We start from the raw sequence: 19,244 nt of genomic DNA, 5'->3' as shown, positions 1-19,244 counted from the left end.
GTAAACGAAGATTAAAGACGGTAGATGGTGAGCGCGCTGGGGCGGGACTTGAAGCGGAACCGGTTGCCGAGCGGGCCGACCTCGCCGTCGGTGGCGACGCGGCGGTGGCCGTCGAGCAGCTCGACGTCCAGCTCGGCGACGTCGAGCTCCTGGTAGACGTGGCTGGCCGCGAGGCTGCGGGTGACCATCGCCAGCAGGAACCGGGCACGGGAGTAGGGCAGGTCGGCGCGCAGGTAGCGGACGTCGAGCAGGCCGGTGTCGAGGGCGGGCCGCCTGCTGGGGGCGAACCCCTTCGGCGCGTACGTGCCGTTGCCCACGAACAGCAGCCAGACCTGGGTGAGCTTGCCGTTGAGCCGGACGGTCAGCGGCTTGGCGTTGCGCAGCGTGCGGGTCAGCGCGATCGCGGCCGAGGGCCACTTCGGGTGCTTTTCCTGCAGCTTCTCGCGCAGCCGGACCATCTCCGGGTAACCGCCGAGGCTCGCGGTGTTGACGAACCAGCGGTGCGCCGGGCCGTCGGGCCCGTCGACCTCGACCTCGCCGAGGTCGATGCCGACGGCGTTGCCGACGTCGGTGGCCGCGTCGGCGTCGGGCATCGAGCGGACGCCGATGTCGCGGGCGAAGTGGTTCAGCGTGCCGGCGGGGATCAGGGCGAGCGGCAGGTCCCGCTCGGCGGCGACCGAGGCGACCGCCGCGACGGTCCCGTCACCACCCGCGACGCCGAGGGCGCGGATGGTGCCGCGGGCGTCGATCTCGGCCTCGAGCTGGCCCCGCAGGTCCTGCTCGAAGTCGGGGTAGAGGATCTCGGCCTTCGGCCAGGCGAAGCGGACGTCGGCGGTCGGGTCCTGCCCGTTCACCCCGGAATGCGGGTTGACCAGCACGAGCATGTCGTCGCCGTCGACCATCTCCGGGGCGTGGGCGTCGTGGGCGGAGCGGCCCGGGATGTCGTCGTGCAGCGGCCACCAGTGCCGGGTCGCCAGGCCCACGCCGGTGCCGATGGCGAGGCCGACGCCGACGTCGGAGGGCCAGTGCACGCCGGTGTGGACGCGCGAGTAGGCGACCGCGAGCGCGAGCGGCGCGACGACGAGCCCGGCGCGCGGGGACTCCATGGCCACCGCCGTCGCGAAGGCCGCCGCGGAGGCGGAGTGGCCGGAGGGGAACGACGAGGACGTCGGGCGTTTCCGCAGGCGGCGGTGCATCGGCATCTCTTCTTCGGCCGGGCGCCGGCGGGGGAAGAGCGGCTTGCCGATCAGGTTCGCGGCGGCGCTCGCGCCGGCGATGGCGACCACGCCGCGCAGCGCGCCGCGCCGGGTCGAGCCCGCGCGGACCGCCAGCCCTCCGGCCACCACCCACCAGAGGCGGGACTTGTTCGCCGACCGGGACAGGGCCATCAGCGCGTCGTCGGCCTTCGTGGCCGGCAGGCGGGCGCTGCGGCGCATCAGGGCGCGGTCGGTCCGGCCGACCCGCCGGAACGCCCGGATGAGCTGGTGTGACAAGAGGTCCGCCTTCCGCGCGACGTCAAGGGATGTGCTCCAATCGTGCCTGATTCGGGGGCTTTTCACCGTCTGTGGCCTACTGGGGGCGTGTCGACGCCCGAACGGCCCACCGTCGAGGGGGGTGCAGCGCTTACTCTGGTGGAATGCAGCGGCGGATCTTTGGCATCGAGACCGAGTTCGGGGTCACGTGCACATTCCACGGCCAGCGCAGGCTCTCGCCCGACGAGGTGGCACGCTACCTCTTCCGGCGGGTCGTCTCGTGGGGCCGTTCTTCGAACGTTTTCCTGTCGAACGGCTCCCGGCTCTACCTCGACGTCGGCTCGCACCCCGAGTACGCGACGGCGGAGTGCGACGACCTGGTCCAGCTCGTCACGCACGACAAAGCCGGCGAGCGGATCCTCGAGGACCTGCTGGTCGACGCCGAGCGGCGGCTGGCGGACGAGGGCATCGGCGGCGACATCTTCCTGTTCAAGAACAACACCGACTCGGCGGGCAACTCGTACGGCTGTCACGAGAACTACCTGGTGACCCGCGCGGGTGAGTTCTCCCGGATCGCGGACGTCCTGCTCCCGTTCCTGGTCACCCGGCAGCTCATCTGCGGCGCCGGCAAGGTGCTGCAGACCCCGCGCGGCGCGGTCTACTGCCTCTCCCAGCGTGCGGAGCACATCTGGGAAGGCGTCTCGAGCGCGACGACCCGGTCGCGCCCGATCATCAACACCCGCGACGAGCCGCACGCCGACGCCGAGCGCTACCGGCGCCTGCACGTCATCGTGGGCGACTCGAACATGGCCGAGCCGACGACGATGCTCAAGGTCGGATCGGCGAACCTGGTGCTCGAGATGATCGAGGCCGGCGTCCAGTTCCGCGACTTCACGCTGGACAACCCGATCCGGGCGATCCGCGAGATCAGCCACGACCTCACCGGCCGCCGCCAGGTGCGCCTCGCCGGCGGCCGCGAGGCCTCGGCGCTGGACATCCAGCGCGAGTACTACGCCCGCGCCGTGCAGCACCTCCAGGACAACGGCTCCAGCCCGGCGAACGACCGGGTCATCGAGCTGTGGGGCCGGGCGCTGGACGCGGTCGAGCAGCAGGACTTCGGCAAGATCGACACCGAGATCGACTGGGCGATCAAGCACCGGCTGGTCGAGCGCTACCGGCACAAGCACGACATGGACCTGTCCAGCCCGCGCATCGCCCAGCTCGACCTGGCCTACCACGACATCCGCCGGGGCCGGGGCATCTTCGACCTGCTCCAGCGCAAGGGCCTGGTCCGCCGGGTCACCGACGACGGCGAGATCGAGGCCGCCAAGGACACCCCGCCGCAGACCACCCGGGCGAAGCTGCGCGGCGACTTCATCGCCGCCGCCCAGGCCGCCGGGCGCGACTTCACCGTCGACTGGGTGCACCTGAAGCTCAACGACCAGGCCCAGCGCACCGTGCTGTGCAAGGACCCGTTCCGCTCGGTCGACGAGCGCGTCGAACGCCTGATCAGCTCGCTCTAGCCCAAAGCCGTGAAGGCCTCCTTACCGGCTCTTATGGCCGGTAAGGAGGCCTTCACGGCGTTTGACCCTACGAAAGTCGGCGGGCGGGTGCGGCAGGATCTGCCCATGCGTGTGCTGCGTGCGGTGCTTCTCGTCCTCGGTCTCCTGGTCGCGCCGGCTGTGCCCGCGTCGGCCACCGGGCACCTGCCGAAGTGGGAGCTGAGCGCCACCGGCGTCACCGCCCAGTTCCGCGGCCTGTCCGCGGTCAGCGCCCGCGTCGCCTGGGTCAGCGGCACCCAGGGCACGGTCCTGCGCACCGTCGACGGCGGCCGGAGCTGGCGGTCCGTCGGCCCGCCCGGTACCGGCACCCTCGAGTTCCGCGACATCGAGGCCTTCGACGCCGACCACGCCGTGATCCTGTCGATCGGCCCCGGCACCGACTCCCGCGTCTACCGGACCGACGACGCCGGCGCGCACTGGCGCCAGACGTTCCAGAACACCGACGCCGCCGCGTTCTACGACTGCCTGGCCTTCTTCGACCCGTGGCGCGGGCTCGCGATGAGCGACCCGGTGGACGGCAAGTTCCGGATGCAGGCCACCGTCGACGGTGGCCGCAGCTGGCGCCAGGTCCCCGACAGCGGCTTCCCGCCCGCGCTGCCCGGTGAGGCCGGGTTCGCCGCCAGCGGCCAGTGCGTCACCACCGCGGGCCCGGTCGACGCCTGGCTGGCCACCGGCGGCGGCGCCACGGCCCGCGTCCTGCACTCCGGTGACGGCGGCCGCCACTGGACGGCGTCGGACACGCCGTTGCCGAGCAGCCCGTCGGCCGGCGTGTTCGCCGTCGCCTTCCGCACCCCGTGGCAGGGCGTCGCCATCGGCGGCGACTTCGCCGCGCCGACCGCGCCCGGCCCCGCCGTCGCGCTGTCGAACGACCGCGGCCGCACCTGGCGCACCCCGGCGCAGTACCCCGCCGGGTACCGGTCCGGGCTGGCCTGGCGCGGCGGCACGGTCCTGGCCGTCGGCCCCGGCGGCAGCGACCTCAGCCCCGACGGCGGGCGGCACTGGACGTCGTTCGACACCGGCAGCTTCGACAGCGTGGACTGCACGGCGTTCGGCAGCTGCTGGGCGTCCGGCACCCAGGGCCGCGTCGCCCGGCTCGGCTAGATCACCTGCCCGGTCGGCCGGACCATGATCTCGTTGACGTCCACGTGCGGCGGCTGCTGCAGCGCGTAGAGCACCGCCCGGGCGATGTCGGCCGGCTCCAGCTTCGGCTTCTTGCGCTGCTCGTCGCTGAGGATGCCGGTGTCGGTGATGCCCGGCTGGACCAGCGTGACGCGCACGCCGGTGCCGACGGCCTCCTCGCGGATCGCCCCGGCCATCCCCGTCACCGCCCACTTCGTCACCGAGTACAGGCTCGCGTTGCGGATGTAGCGGCCCGCGACCGAGCCGGTGATCAGCAGGTGCCCGGTCGATTCCGCCAGGGCGGGCAGCGCCGCGCGGGCGGTGTAGGCCGCGCCGAGCACGTTGACGCGGACCATCTCCTCCCACGCCGTCGGGTCGGGGTCGCCGGTGCCGAAGAACGACGTCCCGACGCCGATCCCGGCGTTGGCGAAGGCCGCGTCGAGCCGGCCGAACCTCCGCACGGTCTCGGCGACGGCTCCCGAGATGGCCGGCCAGTCCGCGACGTCGGCGCCCAGCGCCAGCGCCCGGTCTTCGCCCAGCTCGGCCGCGAGGGCCGCGACGGACTCCGCCTTGCGCGCCACGAGCGCGACCTTGAAGCCGGCCGCGGCGGCCAGCCGCGCGGTCGCGGCACCCAGCCCGCGGGAGGCGCCGGTGACGAGGAGAACACGATCATCCATGTCCCCAGGCTAGGGAGGATTCACGGCGTCAGCACGAGACGGCCGCGCAGCCCGCCCGCGGCCAGCCGTTCGTGGGCGGATCGCGCGTCCGCCAGCGGCAGGACGTCCGCGACGCGCAGGGGGAGGACACCCTCGGCCGCCAGCCGGGCCAGTTCGGCCAGGCGAGGGCCGTCGGCGCGGATCCAGACACCGCGGACCCGGACGCCGCGCAGCGGGATCGGCGCGGCGCCCGCGGCGAAGGCGACGAACTCCCCGCCGCCGCGGACCGCGTCCAGCGCGTCCAGGCCGAGCAGCGCGGTGTCGAGGACGGCGTCCACCCCGCCGGGCACCAGTGCGCGCACGCGGTCGCCCAGCGCCGGCCCGCGCGGCACGAACTCGTCCGCGCCGAACGCCCTCACCTGTGCTTCGTCGGCGGTTCCGGCCACCGCGACCACCCGCAGCTTCCGCGCGTGCGCGAGGGCGACGGCGTAGCCGCCGACCGCGCCCGCCGCGCCGGTGACCAGAAGCGTCCCGGTGGTGCCGGCGAGGTCCAGCGCCTGCGCCGCGGTCAGCGCGTTGAGCGGCAGCGTCGCCGCCTCGGCGGGGGAGACGCCGGCCGGCGCGGGGGCGACGGCGGCCGCGTCGAGCACGATCTGCTCCGCGTAGGCGCCGAGCGGCGTCGCGAGCCGGTCGCGCAGCCCGATCACCGCGTCGCCCACCCGGAAACCGGCGCCCGCGCCGACGACATCGACCTCGCCGGCGACGTCCCAGCCCAGGCCGAGCACGTCCCGCGGCGGGATGATCCCGGCCTCGGTGAGCAGCCCGGACCGGGTCGCGGCGTCGACCGGGTTGACCGCGGCCGCCGCCACCCGGATCCGCACCTGGCCGGGGCCCGGCACCGGCGCCGGGACTCGGGCGGGCTCCAGCACTTCGGGACCGCCGAACCGGCGGACCACCATCGCACGCATCTTTCGCTCCTTCGCGGGTCGGATCTTCCCCGCGAACGTATGGGGAGCTACTCTCCATCGGGAAGTACGTACTCGCAGGTTCCCCACGTACCAGGAGGTTCGCCCGGTGGCCACGCGCACGGCCGAACAGCTGCGGCAGGCCGAAAAGGCCGCCTACGACGCCTACCTCGCCGCCTGCCCGACCCGGAAGCTGCTCGACGAGATCGCCGGCAAGTGGGTCAGCCTCGTCCTGGTGGCGCTCGGTGACGGCCCGATGCGCTACAGCGACCTTTCGCGGCGCATCGCCGGGGTGAGCCAGAAGATGCTCACCCAGACCCTGCGGGTGCTCGAACGCGACGGCCTGCTGCACCGCGAGGTGACCCCGTCGGTGCCCGTCCGCGTCGACTATTCCCTTACGCCGCTTGGCGAAAGCCTCCGCGCGCTGATGTCGGCGTTCAAGGACTGGGCCGAGGCCAACTTCGACGAGGTCAGCACCGCCCGCGCCGGTTACGACGCGCGTACACCGGACCTCACGATCGGGCCGGGCGGCGCGGGCTAGTCTCTACCGGGTGTCCACCGCACGCGCCGAACGGCTGGTCAATCTGGTGCTGGCCCTCCTGTCCACCCGGCAGTTCCTCACCGCCGAGCGGATTCGCGGCATCGTGCCCGGATACGGCGACGCGGCCAGCGACGACGCCTACTTCCGGATGTTCGAGCGGGACAAGACCGAGCTGCGCGAGCTCGGCATCCCCCTGGAGACCGGCCGCAACTCCGCCTTCGACGCCATCGAGGGCTACCGCATCGCCCGCCGCGACTACGAGCTCGGCGAGATCGACCTCGCCCCCGACGAAGCCGCCGCGGTCGCGCTGGCGTCCCGGCTGTGGGACTCGCCGGAGCTCACCGGGCAGGCCCAAGGCGCACTGGTGAAGCTGCGCGCCGCCGGCCTGGAGGTCGACGACCAGGCCCCGACCGTCGTCGAGCCCCGCGTGCGCGCCGAACCGGCGTTCGGGCCGCTGCTCGCGGCGGTCCAGAACGGCCAGGCCGTGCGCTTCGAATACCGGCGCAGCGGCTCGCCCGAACGCATCATGCGCACCCTCGAACCGTGGGGCGTGGTGTCGTGGAAGGCCCGCTGGTACGTCGTCGGGCACGACCGCGACCGCGGCGCCACCCGCTGCTTCCGGCTCTCCCGCGTCACCGGCCAGGTCCGGCCGGTCGGCAAGCCCGGCGCCGTGCAGCGGCCCGAAGGCGTCAACCTGCTGCAATTGGTGTCGGCCACCAGCGGCGCGTCCGAGCCCGCCCCGGTCACCACCGCGCGCCTGTGGGTCGCCGACGGCCGCGCCGCCGGGGTCCGCCGCCGCGGCACCGTCATCGGGCGCTCCAGCGTCGACGGCCAGGAGGGCGACCTCGTCGAGATCGGCCTCTACTTCCCGGAGTCGGCCGCCGACTGGATCACCGCGCAGGGCCCGGACGTCGTCGTGCTGGAGCCCGACGTCCTCGCCAAGACCGTCCAGGACCGGCTGGAAGCCGTCGTCGCCCGGCAGCAGCAGGGGAGTGTCCGATGAGCGGCTCCGGCGACCGGATGCCCCGGCTCCTGGCGCTCGTGCCCTACCTGCTGGCCCGGCCCGGCATCCGCGTGGACGAAGCGGCGCAGGACTTCGACGTCACGCCGAAGCAGCTGCGCAAGGACCTCGAGCTGCTCTGGATGTGCGGGCTGCCCGGCTACGGCCCCGGCGACCTGATCGACCTGTCCTTCGAGGGTGACACGATCGTCGTCACCCACGACGCCGGGATGAACCGCCCGCTGCGGCTCACCGGCGGCGAGGCGACCGCCCTGCTGGTCGCGCTGCGGGCGCTGGGGGAGACCCCGGGCGTGGTCGACGGCGACGCCGTCCGCCGCGCCATCGCCAAGATCGAGTCCGCCGCCGGGCAGGCCCAGCCGGCCGGGGTGGTCGTCGGCGGCGGCGTGCGCGAGGGCAAGAAGACCGCGCGGACCCGCGAGGAGGTCGCCCGGGCGCTACAGGCAGGCAAGGCGATGCGGATCCGCTACTACACCGCGTCGAAGGACCAGGTCACCGAGCGCACGGTCGACCCGATGCGGGTGCTCATCGTGCAGGCCGTCGGGTACCTGGAGGCCTGGTGCCGCCGCGCCGAGGGCGTCCGGCTGTTCCGGCTGGACCGGATCGACGAGCTGACCGTGCTCGACGAGCCGTCCCGGCCGCCGGCGCACGCCCACCCGACCGACATCTCCGACGGTGTCTTCCGCGAGCGTCCCGATCAGCGGGAGGCCGTCCTGGTCCTCGACCCGGACGCACGCTGGGTAGCCGAGTACTACCCCTGCGAAGAGCTCGACGAGCTCGACGGCGGCCGCCTGCGGATCCGGATGCGCTACGCCGACCAGTCCTGGATGGTGCGCCTCGTGCTGGGCCTGAGCGGGGAAGCGCTGGTCGAGAGCCCGGCCGACCTGGCCTCCGACGTCGGCCGCCGCGCCGCCGACGCGGTGGCCCGAGCCCGTCACCTTCCGTCAACCTGCGACCACTAGGCTGACCGCGTGCCGTACCTGCCCACCATCGTGCTCGCCGCCGTCGGCCTCCTGCTGCTCGTGCTCCTGCTGGTGCGCACCGCGCGGGTCTTGCGTGGGTTCAAGCAGACCGCGAGCATGGTGGCTACGAACACCCAGGACCGGGCCGGACTCGTCCGCGCTCGGTCGGCAGCGCTGCGCGTCGCTTTCGCGCAACGCCGCCGCAAGCCGGAAAACCAGTAACATCCCTACCAGACGCAGATAGGAGGCCACCATGCTGAACGGATTGCAGCCGTGGCATTTGATCATCCTGGTGCTCGTCGTCGTGCTGTTGTTCGGGGCCAAGAGGCTTCCCGACGCGGCCCGGTCCATCGGCAAGTCCATGAAGATCTTCAAGGCCGAGACCAAGGACCTCACCGGCGAGCACAAGGCGGCGGCGCACGAAGACGCCGAGCCGGTCGAGACCCGGCAGATCCCGGTCACGCCGGTCACGCCCGTCGTGCCCGCCGCCCCGTCGGCCACCGACCAGCAGGTCGCCGACCTGCAGCGGCAGCTCGACGAGCTGAAGAAGCAGCAGCAGGCGCCCGCCGCCGAGCAGAAGAACGCCAGCTGAGCGGGTAGTCCACCACCGGTCCCTGGTCCACGGAGCGCGCCGAGCCCGGCGCGCTCCGAAGGACACCGACGAGAACGGAAACTCCAGTGGCGGAACCCGCCTCCGGGAACGGGGAGAACCGCGGCACGAAGCGGCGCAAGCGCAGCCGCCGCGCCAACCCCGACGGCACGATGACGCTCATCGAGCACATCTACGAGTTCCGCCGTCGGCTCGGCTTCGCCCTGCTCGCCGTCGTCATCGGCGGCATCTTCGGGTTCATCTGGTTCAGCACCAAGCTGGGGCCGGTCCCGTCGCTCGGCGAGATCATGAAGGCGCCGTACTGCGCGATCCCGGCGGACCGGCGGCTCAACGGCGCCCAGGGCTGCCAGCTGCTGCAGACGGTGCCGTTCGAAGCGTTCATGATCCAGATCAAGGTCGGCGTCGCCGCCGGTGCGGTCCTGCTGGCCCCGGCCTGGCTCTACCAGATCTGGGCGTTCATCGCGCCGGGCCTGTACTCCAAGGAACGCAAGTACGCGCTGACGTTCGTGTCGTTCGCCTCGGTGCTGTTCGCCTCCGGCGCGGTGCTCGCCTACATCCTGTTCCCGCACGCGCTGCAGCTGCTGATGGGCTTCGGCCAGGGCGAGTTCATCACGGCGCTGACCGCGGACAAGTACATCTCGTTCATGCTGTCGCTGCTGGTCATCTTCGGCATCAGCTTCGAGCTGCCGCTGCTGGTGGTCATGCTCAACCGCGTCGGCGTGGTCAAGTACGTCCAGCTCAAGAAGTGGCGCCGCGGCATCGTGTTCGCGCTGTTCGTCTTCGCCGCTTTCGCCACTCCCGGCTCGGACCCGTTCTCGATGCTCGGGCTGGCCGCCGCGCTGACCGTGCTGTTCGAGATCTCGATCCAGATGTCGCGCTTCCACGACCGCAAGAAGGATCAGCTCCGGTCCGAAGAGGGCTGGGACAAGCTGGCCGACGACGAAGCCGCGCCGTTCGACTACACGCCGAGCAAGGTCGACGACGAGCCCTCCACGCCGACCGCCTCCGGTGGCCGGTCCTCCGGCACCGACGACATCACGTAGTGGGGATCCACGCCGCGCTCGCCGTGCACCCGGCCTCGGGGCACGGCGCCGCCGCCCGGATCGCGGACACGGTCGCCGCACGGCTCCGCACCGCCGTCGACCGCCTCGACGTCCTCGTGGCCAACTCGGTCGAGGAGTCTCGTGAGCTGATGCGGACGTCGCACGACGAGGGTCTCGACGTCCTGATCGTCCTCGGCGGCGACGGCGCGGCCCACCAGGGCGTCCAGTTCTGCGCGAACCACGACGTCGCGCTGGGCCTCGTCCCGGCGGGCACCGGCAACGACTTCGCCCGCGCCCTCGGTGTCCCCGGTGAGGCCATGGCCGCGGTCGACGCCCTGGTGGCGGCCCTGAAGTCCGGCGCGCGCCGGCGGATGGACCTGGGCCGCGCCGGCGACACCTGGTTCGCGACGGTGCTCTGCGCGGGGTTCGACGCGAGCGTCAACGAACGCGCCAACCGGATGCGCTGGCCGTCCGGCCCGCGCCGCTACGACCTGGCGATCCTCGCCGAGCTGGCCGCGTTCCGGTCCCGCCCGGTCGTCGTCGACACCGGCACCGAACGCCTGGAGCTCGACGCGACCCTGGTGGCCATCGGCAACACCCGCTTCTACGGCGGCGGCGTCCCGATCTGCCCGACGGCCGACCCCGAGGACGGCGTCTTCGACGTCACGGTCATCGGGCACGCGACCCGCCGCGGCCTCATTCGGATGCTCCCGGGCCTGCGCACGGGCAACCACGTCACCCACCCGGCGGTCCGCACGCTCCGGGCCCGCTCGGTGACCCTGACGGGCAACACCTGGCCCGCCTACGCCGACGGCGAGCCCCAGGGCACGGTCCCGGTGACGGTCACCTGCGTCCCCGGCGCGCTGACGGTCCTGGCTTAGTCACCTGAGCACTCAGTAGCCCCCGGCCTCGCCGACCAGCTCCCGGAACCGCGCGGGCGCCATCAACGGCCCCTGCGCCAGGTAGACGCCGCCACAGCGGTGGCAGAACCACCCCTGCTCCCACAGCGCCTGCGCGGCCGGGATCCCGGCTCGCCGTCGCCGGTACTCCCGCACCCGCCGGACGTAGAGCCAGATCAGCGTCCCGGCGCCCCCGAACACGCACACCGACGGCAGCGCGAGCAGCGCGAACCCCAGCACCAGCCCGCCGGTGCCGCCCGGGGGAGGGTCGTCGACCGCGGAGAACGGCAGCCACAGGAAGCAGCTCCCGGCCATCAGGAGCAGCACCACGCCCGCGACGAGCCCGCCGGCGCGGCGCCGGGGCGGGAACGGATCGAGCGCCCGCGCGACCCCGGTGACGGTCACCCCGGACACCTGACCGCCGGTGTAGATCACGCCGTCACCGGCCGGCACGGCGACCGTGGGGCCCTGGCCGCGGTAGTAGGAGTGCCCGCCGTAGTAGACCGCGGGCACGTGCTGGACCTGGTCCAGCTGGCCACAGCTCGGACAGGGTGCGGTCACGACGTCCTCCTCATCGCCGCTCCGACGGCGAAACCACCGGACCGGTTCCCTCGCGATCCCGGCAGTCTTGAGTGTATAACGACCTATACGTCCGGGCTGGTCGCGGGCCTCCGGCCCGCGCACGAAGAACCAAACCCGCCAAGACGGGGGACCCGGTGACCACGTCACGCCACGCCGTTGGTCACGCCGCGTGCAAACTGTCGGTGGTGTGTGGAACCCTGACGGAGTGGCCAGTAGCCCTTCTCCTTCCCCGGCCGAGGCCTATGCGGCCTCCGCACGCCGGGGGAAGCACCCTCAGCTGACCCGCTTCGCGGCGGAATCCTCCTTCGAGTTCGACGACTTCCAGATCCGTGGCTGCGAGGCCCTCGAAGGCGGCCACGGCGTGCTCGTCTGCGCGCCCACCGGGGCCGGGAAGACGATCGTCGGCGAGTTCGCCGTGCACCTGGCCATGGCCGAGGGGCGCAAGTGCTTCTACACCACGCCGATCAAGGCGTTGTCGAACCAGAAGTACGGCGACCTGGTGGCCCGGTACGGGCCGGACGCGGTGGGCCTGCTGACCGGGGACACCTCGATCAACGGCAACGCGCAGGTGGTCGTGATGACCACCGAGGTGCTGCGGAACATGCTCTACGCCGGGTCCTCGACGATCACCGACCTCGGGTACGTCGTGATGGACGAGGTGCACTACCTCGCCGACCGGTTCCGGGGCGCTGTGTGGGAAGAGGTGATCCTGCACCTGCCCGAGCACGTCCGGGTGGTCGGGTTGTCGGCGACCGTGAGCAACGCCGAGGAGTTCGGCGAGTGGCTGGTCGAGGTCCGCGGGGACACCACCGTCGTGGTGGACGAGCACCGGCCGGTGCCGCTGTGGCAGCACATGCTGGTCGGCAACCGGCTGCTGGACCTGTTCGCCGGGGAAGACGTCCACGGCCCGAACGCCGAGCTGCGCATCAACCCGACCCTGCTGCGCCGCACCGAGGAGATCGGCCGCCAGTACGCGCCGGCGGGGTTCCACGGTCCGCGGGGGGCGCGGCGGGGCGGGCCGCGGATGCCGCGGTTCCGGCCGCCGTCGCGCGTCGAGGTCGTGGAGCAGCTGGATCGGGCCGGGCTGCTGCCGGCGATCGTGTTCATCTTCTCCCGGGCCGGTTGCGAGGCCGCGGTCACGCAGTGCGTCCGGGCGGGGCTGCGGCTCAACGGGCCCGACGAGGTCGAGGAGATCCGCCGGATCATCGACGAGCGCACGTCCGGGCTGCCCGAGGGTGATCTCGGGGTGCTCGGGTACTGGGAGTGGCGGGAGGCGCTCGAGCGGGGGGTCGCCGGACACCACGCCGGGTTGCTGCCGGCGTTCAAGGAGACGGTGGAGGAGCTGTTCGTCCGCGGTCTGGTGAAGGCGGTGTTCGCCACCGAGACGCTGGCGCTCGGCATCAACATGCCCGCTCGCACCGTCGTGCTCGAACGCCTCGTCAAGTACAACGGCGAGGCGCACGTCGAGCTGACGCCGGGGGAGTACACGCAGCTCACCGGCCGGGCCGGGCGCCGGGGGATCGACGTCGAGGGCCACGCCGTGGTCTCGTGGCAGCCGGGGGTCGACCCGAAGCAGGTCGCCGGGCTCGCCTCGACGCGGACCTACCCGCTGCGGTCGTCGTTCCGGCCGGGTTACAACATGGCGGTGAACCTGGTCGCCCAGGTCGGCGCGGCGCAGGCGCGTGACCTGCTGGAGCAGTCGTTCGCGCAGTTCCAGGCCGACCGGTCGGTGGTCGGCCTGGCCCGCCGGATCGAGCGGAACAAGGAAGCCCTCAAGGGCTACACCAACGCCGTGACCGGCGACTTCGACGAGATGCTCGAGTACGTCGAGCTGCGCGCGAAGATGTCGGCGCGGGAAAAGGCCCTGTCGCGGCAGAACACCACCGTGCGGCGCGCGGACACGGCGGATTCGCTGGAGAAGCTGCGCAAGGGTGACGTCATCGCGGTGCCCGCGGGCCGGCGGGCCGGGCTCGCCGTGGTCGTGGATCCCGGGCTCGACCCGATCCGCGAGCCGCGGCCGGTCGTGGTGACCGAGGACCGGTGGTCGGGGCCGTTGTCGGTGGCGGACTTCCCGGCGCCGGTCGAGGCGCTGGGCCGGATCAAGCTGCCCAAGCACATCGAGCTGCGCTCGCCCAAGACCCGCCGGGACATCGCCACGACGTTGCGCGGTGCCGGGATTTCCTTGCCCGGCAGGCAGAAGCGGCGCGCGGGGGCCAATGAGGACGGTGAGCTGGCGGCGCTGCGGCGGGCGTTGCGGGCGCACCCGTGCCACGGGCTGGCCGAGCGGGAAGCGAACCTGCGCTGGGTGGAGCGGTACCAGCGGCTGACCGGGGAAACCGAGCAGCTGGAGCGGAAGGTCGCGGCGACGACGCACTCGCTGGCCCGCGCGTTCGACCGGATCCTCGCGTTGCTGGGGGAGCGCGGTTATCTGGGGCCGGAGTCCGCGGGTGACGGCGAGGACCGCGTCACCGAGCACGGCCGCCGGCTGACCCGGCTCTACAGCGAGTCGGATCTGCTGGCCGCGGAGTGCATCCGCAACGGCGTGTGGGAGAAGCTCGGCCCGGCCGAGCTCGCCGCCGTCGTCTCGACGCTGGTGTTCGAGGCCCGGCGTGACACGGCGGGGGAGCCGCGGCTGCCCGGCGGCGCGGTGCCCGAGGCGTGGGAGGAGACGGCGCGGCTGTGGGTGGAGCTGACCGAGGACGAGCGGCGGCACCGGCTCGACCGCACGCGGGAGCCCGACGCCGGGTTCGCGTGGCCGGTCTACCGGTGGGCGCGCGGCGAGTCGCTGGAGAAGGTGCTCACGGCGGCCGAGGCCAACGGGCAGGAGCTGTCGGCGGGTGACTTCGTGCGCTGGTCGCGCCAGGTGATCGACCTGCTCGACCAGATCCGGGACGTGCTGGGCAAGTCCGACCGGGTCGGTGCGACGGCCGCCGAGGCGGTCAAGGCGCTGCGGCGCGGTGTGGTCGCCGCGGGTGCGGCGTGAGCTCGGTGTGAGGCTTGGTCCGCCTCGGTGCGGCAGGAGAGCGTGGTCGCGTGTGCTGGGCCCGGACCTGTGGTTGGATCGGCCACGAACCGTGCGTACGCGGCTCGGCGGCGATATCGGGCTGGGCATGAGATGAACGAAGCAGGCGGAGGCAGACGATGAGCACGCCGTATGGCGGCAACGACCCACAGCAGCCCCAGTACGGGCAGCAGCCGGGCGGCGCGTACCCGCCGAGCGGCCCGCAGGAACAGCCCCAGTGGGGCCAGCAGCAGCCGCAGCAGCCGCCGTACGACCCCAACCAGCAGCAGCAATGGGGTCAGCCGCAGCAACCCCAGCAGCCGCAGCAGTGGGGTCAGCAGCCCGGCGGGTACACCCCGCCGCAGCAGCCGCAATGGGGCCAGCAGCCACCGCCGTACGGGCAGCAGCCCGGTGGCGGGTATCCGCAGAGCGGCCCGCAGGCGCAGCCCGGCTACGGCCAGCAGCCGCCCGGTGGGCAGTACCCGCAGAGCGGCCCGCAGGCCCAGCCGCAGTACGGGCAGCAGCCGCCCGGGGGACAGGGCCAGTACGACTACGGTCAGCAAGGCCAGCAGGGCCAGTATCCCGGCGCGTCCGCCGCTCCCGAGGGGGAGAAGCCGGCGAAGTCGAAGAAGGGCCTGCTGATCGGCATCGTGGTGCTGGTCGTGGTCGTCGCGGTGGTCGGCATCCTCGGTTTCGTCGCGCCCGGGTTCTTCAAGACGCAGGTCTTCAACAACACCCAGATGCAGACGGACGTGCAGAAGCTGCTGTCCGACACGTACAAGATCGACGGCGTCACCGGCGTCACCTGCCCGGCCGAGCAGAAGGTCGAGGACGGTGCGAAGTTCGAGTGCACCGCCACGATCGGCGGCAAGCCGCAGCAGATCCCGATCACGGTGAAGGGTGACGGCGGCAACTACGAGGTGTCCCCGCCGGCCACGAAGTAGCGTTTGACGTCCGGCCTAGTCCGGTCGCCGCGAATTGCGGTGGCCGGACTTCGCCGTTTCCGGAGATGATCCGGGGATGACCGACTTCGAGATCCGGACGCTGCGCGACGACGAGCACCGCGCCGCGAGCACCCTCTTCCGCGCCACCGTGCACGTGCCGCCGTCCGACGACAAGGACTGGGAACGCGCCGCGCGCGCCTACCAGTCCGGCGGCACGATCGGGGTGTTCGACCCGGATTTCATCGGCACCGCCCGGGCTTTCGACGCCGAGCTGACGGTGCCGGGTGGCGCCCGGCTGCCGATGGCCGGCGTGACGGGTGTCGGTGTCCGCGCCGACCGGACGCGCCGCGGCGTGCTGCGGGCCATGATGTCCGCTCAGCTGGCGGACTTCGCGGCACGCGGGGTGGTGTTCGCGAACCTGCTCGCTTCCGAGGCGCTCATCTACGGCCGGTACGGCTACGGCTTGGCGACGCGCAGCCGGACCTACAGCGTCGACCGGCACCGCGCGCGGTTGCGGCCGGACGCGCCCGCCACCGGGGAGGTCGAGCTGCTGGAGCTGGACGACGCCGTCGCGGCCCTGCCGGGTGTCTACGAGCGCGTCGAGCACCGGCCCGGGATGATGACCCGCCCGGAGGTGCTGTGGCGGCTCTACGAGAACCACCTCCGCCGGAGCACCGATCCGGTGAAGGCGCTCGTGCACCACGGCTCGGACGGGCCCGACGGTTACGCCCTCTACGTCGTCGGCGGCCTGCAGGCCCATCCGTGGACCAAGACCCTGGAAGTGCCGGACATGTTCGCCGGCACGCCGGCCGCGCTGGCCGGGTTGTGGCGGTTCCTGCTCGGCATCGACCTGGTGGACCGGATCGTCGCCGAGGAACGGCCGTTGGACGAGCCGGTCGAGCTGATCCTGGCCGATCACCGCCAGGGCAACGTCGATCGCGTCGAGGACGAGCACTGGCTGCGGCTCGTCGACGTCCCGAGGGCCCTGGCCGCCCGCGAGTACGGCCACGCCGCGCCGGTCGTCGTCGAGGTCACCGATCCGTTGCTGCCGGCCAACTCCGGCACCTACCGGATCACGCCGGACGGCGCCGAGCGCGCCGACGGACCGGCGGCGCTCGCCCTCGACGTCACCACGCTCGCGATGCTCTACCTCGGCACCTGGCGCGCCTCGGCGCTCGCCGACGCCGGCCGGATCGAGGTCCGCGACCCGGCCGCCCCCGCGGCCGCCGACGTCCTGTTCAGCACGCGCGTCCAGTCGTGGTGCGGTAGCTTCTTCTGAGTCCGCACCGCCGGGGGTGAGCACCGTGACCAGGCGTTTTCTCGCGTTCCTCGGGCTGTGCTGCGTGCTCTCGGGCTGCACCGCGTCAGTCCCGGCGCCGGTGCTGCCGAGCCGCAGTACCCCGGTCTCCACGAGTGCGCCGGTGAAGGTGCTCGACCCGGTCGCGGTCCGCGACGGCGTCCGGAAGATCCTCGTCGAGAGCTTCCACATCGCCGACGTCGGCGACGTGAGCTGCCCGGTCGGTCAGCCCGTCAGCGCCGGCCGCGCGTTCGTCTGCACGGCCCGGATCGGGGGGACGGCGAAGCGGGTCCCGATCACCGTGCTCGACGCGGACGGCCGCTACCGCGTCGATCCGCCGGCTTGACTGCCCGCTCTAAAAGGGGATGCCGCGTCGTGGGTGTCCCGGCATGATCGGGCGCATGACCGCCTTCGACGTCCGCCCCATCACCGAAGCCGAGCGCCGCAGCACGTTCGACCTGCTGGGCCGCTCGCTGCACAGCAACCGGATCGGCGACGAAGACTGGTCCCGCTACGGGGAGTCCTGGCCGGCCGCGCACAAGTTCGCCGCGTTCGACGGCGAGACCCCGATCGGCATCACGAGCTCCTACGACACGGAGATCGCCGTACCGGGCGGGCGCACGCTCGGCGCCGCGGCGGTCGACGGCGTTGGCGTGCGCGCCGACTGGACCCGCCGTGGGGTGTTCAGCGCGCTGATGGCCACGCAGCTGGCCGACGTCGCCGCCCGCCGGCTGCCGCTGGCCGCGTTGCACGCGAGCGAGCCGACCATCTACGGCCGCGCCGGTTACGGCTCCGCGACGCTCGGCAAGACGGCCTGGATCCCGCGGCCCGCCGCGCGCCTGCACGAACGCCTCCCGGCCACCGGGCGGGTCCGGATGCTCACCCCGGACGAGGCCGTCAAGCAGATTCCCTCGCTGTACCAGCGGATCGGGCTGCACCGGGCCGGCATGATGGCCCGCCCGGAGGGGTGGTGGGCGTTCTCGCACGACCGGCTCGTCGGTCCGGCCGGGGACCACGTCGTGGTCGTCCACAGTGGACCGGACGGGGACGACGGCTTCGCCGTGTACGGCACCGTCAACCGCCGCACCCTCGAGGCACCGGACGAGGGCGCGGTGCTGAAGGTGCGCGAACTGCACGCGGCCGACACCGCCGCGCGCGTCGCGCTCTGGCGGTTTCTGCTGTCGGTGGACCTGGTTTCCGGGGTCCGCGCCCGGTTCCGCCCGGTCGACGAGCCGCTGGCGGCGATGATGGCCGACCACCGGCACGCCCGCACGGCCGAGGTCGAGGACGACCTGTGGCTGCGCCTGATCGACGTCGGCACCGCGCTGGATGCGCGTTCCTACCGCGACGCCGCTCCGGTGGTCCTCGCTGTGACCGACCGGCAGCTGACGGCGAACACCGGGCACTACGAGGTCGGCCCGGACGGTGCCCGCCGCACCGAGGCCGCCGCTCACCTCAGCCTGGACGTCGACACCCTGGCCATGCTCTACCTGGGGGAGTGGAGCGCGTCGGCGCTGGCCGAAGCGGGCCGGATCACGGTCCACGACCCGGCGGCGACGGCCCGGGCGGACGAGCTGTTCACCACGGTCACCGCGCCGTGGTGCGGCACGTACTTCTAGGAACCGGGCAGGGCCTCGATGAGGCGGTCGACGGACTTGCCGAGGTTCCAGCGCTCGGCCAGCTCGGCGACGCGGTCCGGGTCGGCCGGCGTGGCCGGGACCTTGTCCGGGCGGGACTGCTCCACCGGCGCGTCGACCGCGACGCGGACCACCGTCGGCGCGACGGCCAGGTAGTCGGCGGCGTCGGCCAGCCGCAGCCGCGTCTTGAGCGGGACGCGGGAGTCGCTCGCCGCCGCGGCCTGCAGAAGCGCGTCGAGGGAGCCGAACTCGGTGATCAGCTTCGCCGCGGTCTTCTCGCCGATGCCGGCGACGCCGGGCAGCCCGTCCGAGGGGTCGCCGCGCATCATGGACATGTCCGCGTACGCGGGGCCGGCGCTCTCGCGGGGGACGCTGTAGCGCTCGGCGATCTCGTCGGGGCCGAGCTCCTCGGCCTTCGCCCAGCCCTTGCCGACGTAGATGACCGACGTGCGGGTCGGCTCGTCGCGCACCAGCTGGAACAGGTCGCGGTCGCCGGTGATGACCTCGACCGCGTCCTTCTTCTCCCGGTGGACCAGCGCGCCGATGACGTCGTCGGCCTCGTAGCCCGCCGCCTCGGCGGTGGCGAAGCCGAACGCCTCGAGGACCTCGAGGATGATCGGCACCTGCGGGGTCAGGGTGTCGGGCACCACTTCGACGTCGGGCGCCTGGCCCGTGGTCTCCTGGGCCACCCGGTGGGCCTTGTAGCTGGGCAGCAGGTCCGTCCGGAACTTCGGCCGCCAGTCCGCGTCCATGCAGCACACCAGCCGCGAGGGGTGCCGGTCGGTGAGGATCCGCGCGATCGTGTCGGTGAACCCGCGCACGGCGTTCACCTGGGTGCCGTCGTCGGCGCGCATCGAGTCGGGCAGGGCGAAGAACGAGCGGAAGTAGAGGCTCGCGGAGTCGAGCAGCGCAAGGGGTCCGGTCACGCGTACAGCC

General features: G+C 72.8%; 19 protein-coding genes. 14 read left to right on the top strand and 5 right to left on the bottom strand.

What is annotated here, in order from left to right; all coding sequences use genetic code 11:
- Positions 1-11 precede the first annotated feature (11 nt).
- Positions 12-1,493, bottom strand: a complete 1,482-nt coding sequence (locus MUY22_RS37335; RefSeq protein ID WP_247051887.1) for a bifunctional phosphatase PAP2/diacylglycerol kinase family protein — start codon at positions 1,491-1,493, stop codon at positions 12-14.
- Positions 1,494-1,636: 143 nt separating this feature from the next.
- On the opposite strand from MUY22_RS37335, the gene pafA reads away from it, so the two are divergent.
- Both pafA and MUY22_RS37325 read left to right on the top strand, forming a co-directional pair.
- Positions 1,637-2,995 carry a Pup--protein ligase gene (gene pafA / locus MUY22_RS37330; RefSeq protein WP_247051886.1) on the top strand — a complete coding sequence of 453 codons (1,359 nt, stop codon included), beginning with the start codon at positions 1,637-1,639 and terminating at the stop codon, positions 2,993-2,995.
- Between the two features lie 114 nt (positions 2,996-3,109).
- Positions 3,110-4,135, top strand: a complete 1,026-nt coding sequence (locus MUY22_RS37325) for an oxidoreductase (protein WP_247064300.1) — start codon at positions 3,110-3,112, stop codon at positions 4,133-4,135.
- Here the strand turns inward: MUY22_RS37325 and MUY22_RS37320 are convergent.
- Together MUY22_RS37320 and MUY22_RS37315 are read right to left on the bottom strand one after the other, a co-directional pair.
- Entirely contained in the window at positions 4,132-4,830 is a 699-nt protein-coding gene (locus tag MUY22_RS37320) for an SDR family oxidoreductase (protein WP_247051885.1), read from the bottom strand. The two genes, MUY22_RS37325 and MUY22_RS37320, sit on opposite strands and share 4 nt — an antisense overlap.
- A gap of 20 nt (positions 4,831-4,850) precedes the next feature.
- Complete coding sequence (locus MUY22_RS37315) at positions 4,851-5,777, bottom strand: NADP-dependent oxidoreductase (protein WP_247051884.1); 927 nt, start codon at positions 5,775-5,777, stop codon at positions 4,851-4,853.
- A 106-nt stretch (positions 5,778-5,883) separates the two neighbouring features.
- Here MUY22_RS37315 and MUY22_RS37310 point away from each other — a divergent pair, with 106 nt between their 5' ends.
- The 7 genes from MUY22_RS37310 to MUY22_RS37280 all read left to right on the top strand — a co-directional run bounded on the left by MUY22_RS37310 (position 5,884) and on the right by MUY22_RS37280 (position 10,829).
- Positions 5,884-6,315 carry a helix-turn-helix domain-containing protein gene (locus MUY22_RS37310; RefSeq protein ID WP_247051883.1) on the top strand — a complete coding sequence of 144 codons (432 nt, stop codon included), beginning with the start codon at positions 5,884-5,886 and terminating at the stop codon, positions 6,313-6,315.
- A gap of 10 nt (positions 6,316-6,325) precedes the next feature.
- Positions 6,326-7,318, top strand: a complete 993-nt coding sequence (locus tag MUY22_RS37305) for a YafY family protein (protein ID WP_247051882.1) — start codon at positions 6,326-6,328, stop codon at positions 7,316-7,318.
- The gene (locus tag MUY22_RS37300; RefSeq protein ID WP_247051881.1) at positions 7,315-8,295 is read left to right on the top strand and encodes a YafY family protein; all 981 of its coding nucleotides are present in this window, start codon (positions 7,315-7,317) and stop codon (positions 8,293-8,295) included. The genes MUY22_RS37305 and MUY22_RS37300 overlap by 4 nt, the downstream gene beginning before the upstream one ends.
- A gap of 9 nt (positions 8,296-8,304) precedes the next feature.
- Complete coding sequence (locus tag MUY22_RS37295) at positions 8,305-8,517, top strand: bacteriophage holin (RefSeq protein ID WP_247051880.1); 213 nt, start codon at positions 8,305-8,307, stop codon at positions 8,515-8,517.
- Positions 8,518-8,548: 31 nt separating this feature from the next.
- On the top strand, positions 8,549-8,887 hold the full coding sequence (gene tatA, locus MUY22_RS37290) for a Sec-independent protein translocase subunit TatA (RefSeq protein ID WP_247051879.1): 339 nt from the start codon (positions 8,549-8,551) through the stop codon (positions 8,885-8,887).
- Between the two features lie 86 nt (positions 8,888-8,973).
- The gene (gene tatC, locus MUY22_RS37285) at positions 8,974-9,948 is read left to right on the top strand and encodes a twin-arginine translocase subunit TatC (protein ID WP_247051878.1); all 975 of its coding nucleotides are present in this window, start codon (positions 8,974-8,976) and stop codon (positions 9,946-9,948) included.
- Complete coding sequence (locus tag MUY22_RS37280) at positions 9,948-10,829, top strand: diacylglycerol kinase family protein (RefSeq protein ID WP_247051877.1); 882 nt, start codon at positions 9,948-9,950, stop codon at positions 10,827-10,829. The genes tatC and MUY22_RS37280 overlap by 1 nt, the downstream gene beginning before the upstream one ends.
- Positions 10,830-10,841: 12 nt before the next feature.
- Here MUY22_RS37280 and MUY22_RS37275 read toward each other — a convergent pair whose 3' ends face one another.
- Positions 10,842-11,408 (bottom strand): hypothetical protein, encoded by a 567-nt coding sequence (locus tag MUY22_RS37275; RefSeq protein WP_247051876.1) that lies wholly within the window; start codon positions 11,406-11,408, stop codon positions 10,842-10,844.
- A 226-nt stretch (positions 11,409-11,634) separates the two neighbouring features.
- Between MUY22_RS37275 and MUY22_RS37270 the strand changes: the two genes are divergently transcribed.
- From MUY22_RS37270 to MUY22_RS37250, 5 genes are all read left to right on the top strand, one after another.
- Positions 11,635-14,412, top strand: coding sequence for an RNA helicase (locus tag MUY22_RS37270; protein ID WP_247051875.1), 2,778 nt, complete (start codon positions 11,635-11,637; stop codon positions 14,410-14,412).
- Between the two features lie 158 nt (positions 14,413-14,570).
- Positions 14,571-15,374 carry a DUF4333 domain-containing protein gene (locus MUY22_RS37265; RefSeq protein WP_247051874.1) on the top strand — a complete coding sequence of 268 codons (804 nt, stop codon included), beginning with the start codon at positions 14,571-14,573 and terminating at the stop codon, positions 15,372-15,374.
- A gap of 76 nt (positions 15,375-15,450) precedes the next feature.
- A complete protein-coding gene (locus MUY22_RS37260; RefSeq protein WP_247051873.1) occupies positions 15,451-16,653 on the top strand; it encodes a GNAT family N-acetyltransferase in 1,203 nt (400 codons plus the stop codon).
- A 25-nt stretch (positions 16,654-16,678) separates the two neighbouring features.
- A complete protein-coding gene (locus MUY22_RS37255) occupies positions 16,679-17,017 on the top strand; it encodes a DUF4333 domain-containing protein (RefSeq protein ID WP_247051872.1) in 339 nt (112 codons plus the stop codon).
- 55 nt (positions 17,018-17,072) lie between these two features.
- Positions 17,073-18,290, top strand: coding sequence for a GNAT family N-acetyltransferase (locus MUY22_RS37250; protein ID WP_247051871.1), 1,218 nt, complete (start codon positions 17,073-17,075; stop codon positions 18,288-18,290).
- On the opposite strand, the gene MUY22_RS37245 is transcribed toward MUY22_RS37250, so the two are convergent.
- A complete protein-coding gene (locus tag MUY22_RS37245) occupies positions 18,287-19,234 on the bottom strand; it encodes a 5'-3' exonuclease H3TH domain-containing protein (protein WP_247051870.1) in 948 nt (315 codons plus the stop codon). The genes MUY22_RS37250 and MUY22_RS37245 overlap by 4 nt on opposite strands.
- Positions 19,235-19,244 lie beyond the last annotated feature (10 nt).

Source organism: Amycolatopsis sp. WQ 127309, from assembly GCF_023023025.1.
In the GTDB taxonomy this organism is placed as follows: domain Bacteria; phylum Actinomycetota; class Actinomycetes; order Mycobacteriales; family Pseudonocardiaceae; genus Amycolatopsis.
Note: the sequence above shows the minus strand (reverse complement) of the source record. Positions and strands in the feature narration are given on the sequence as shown.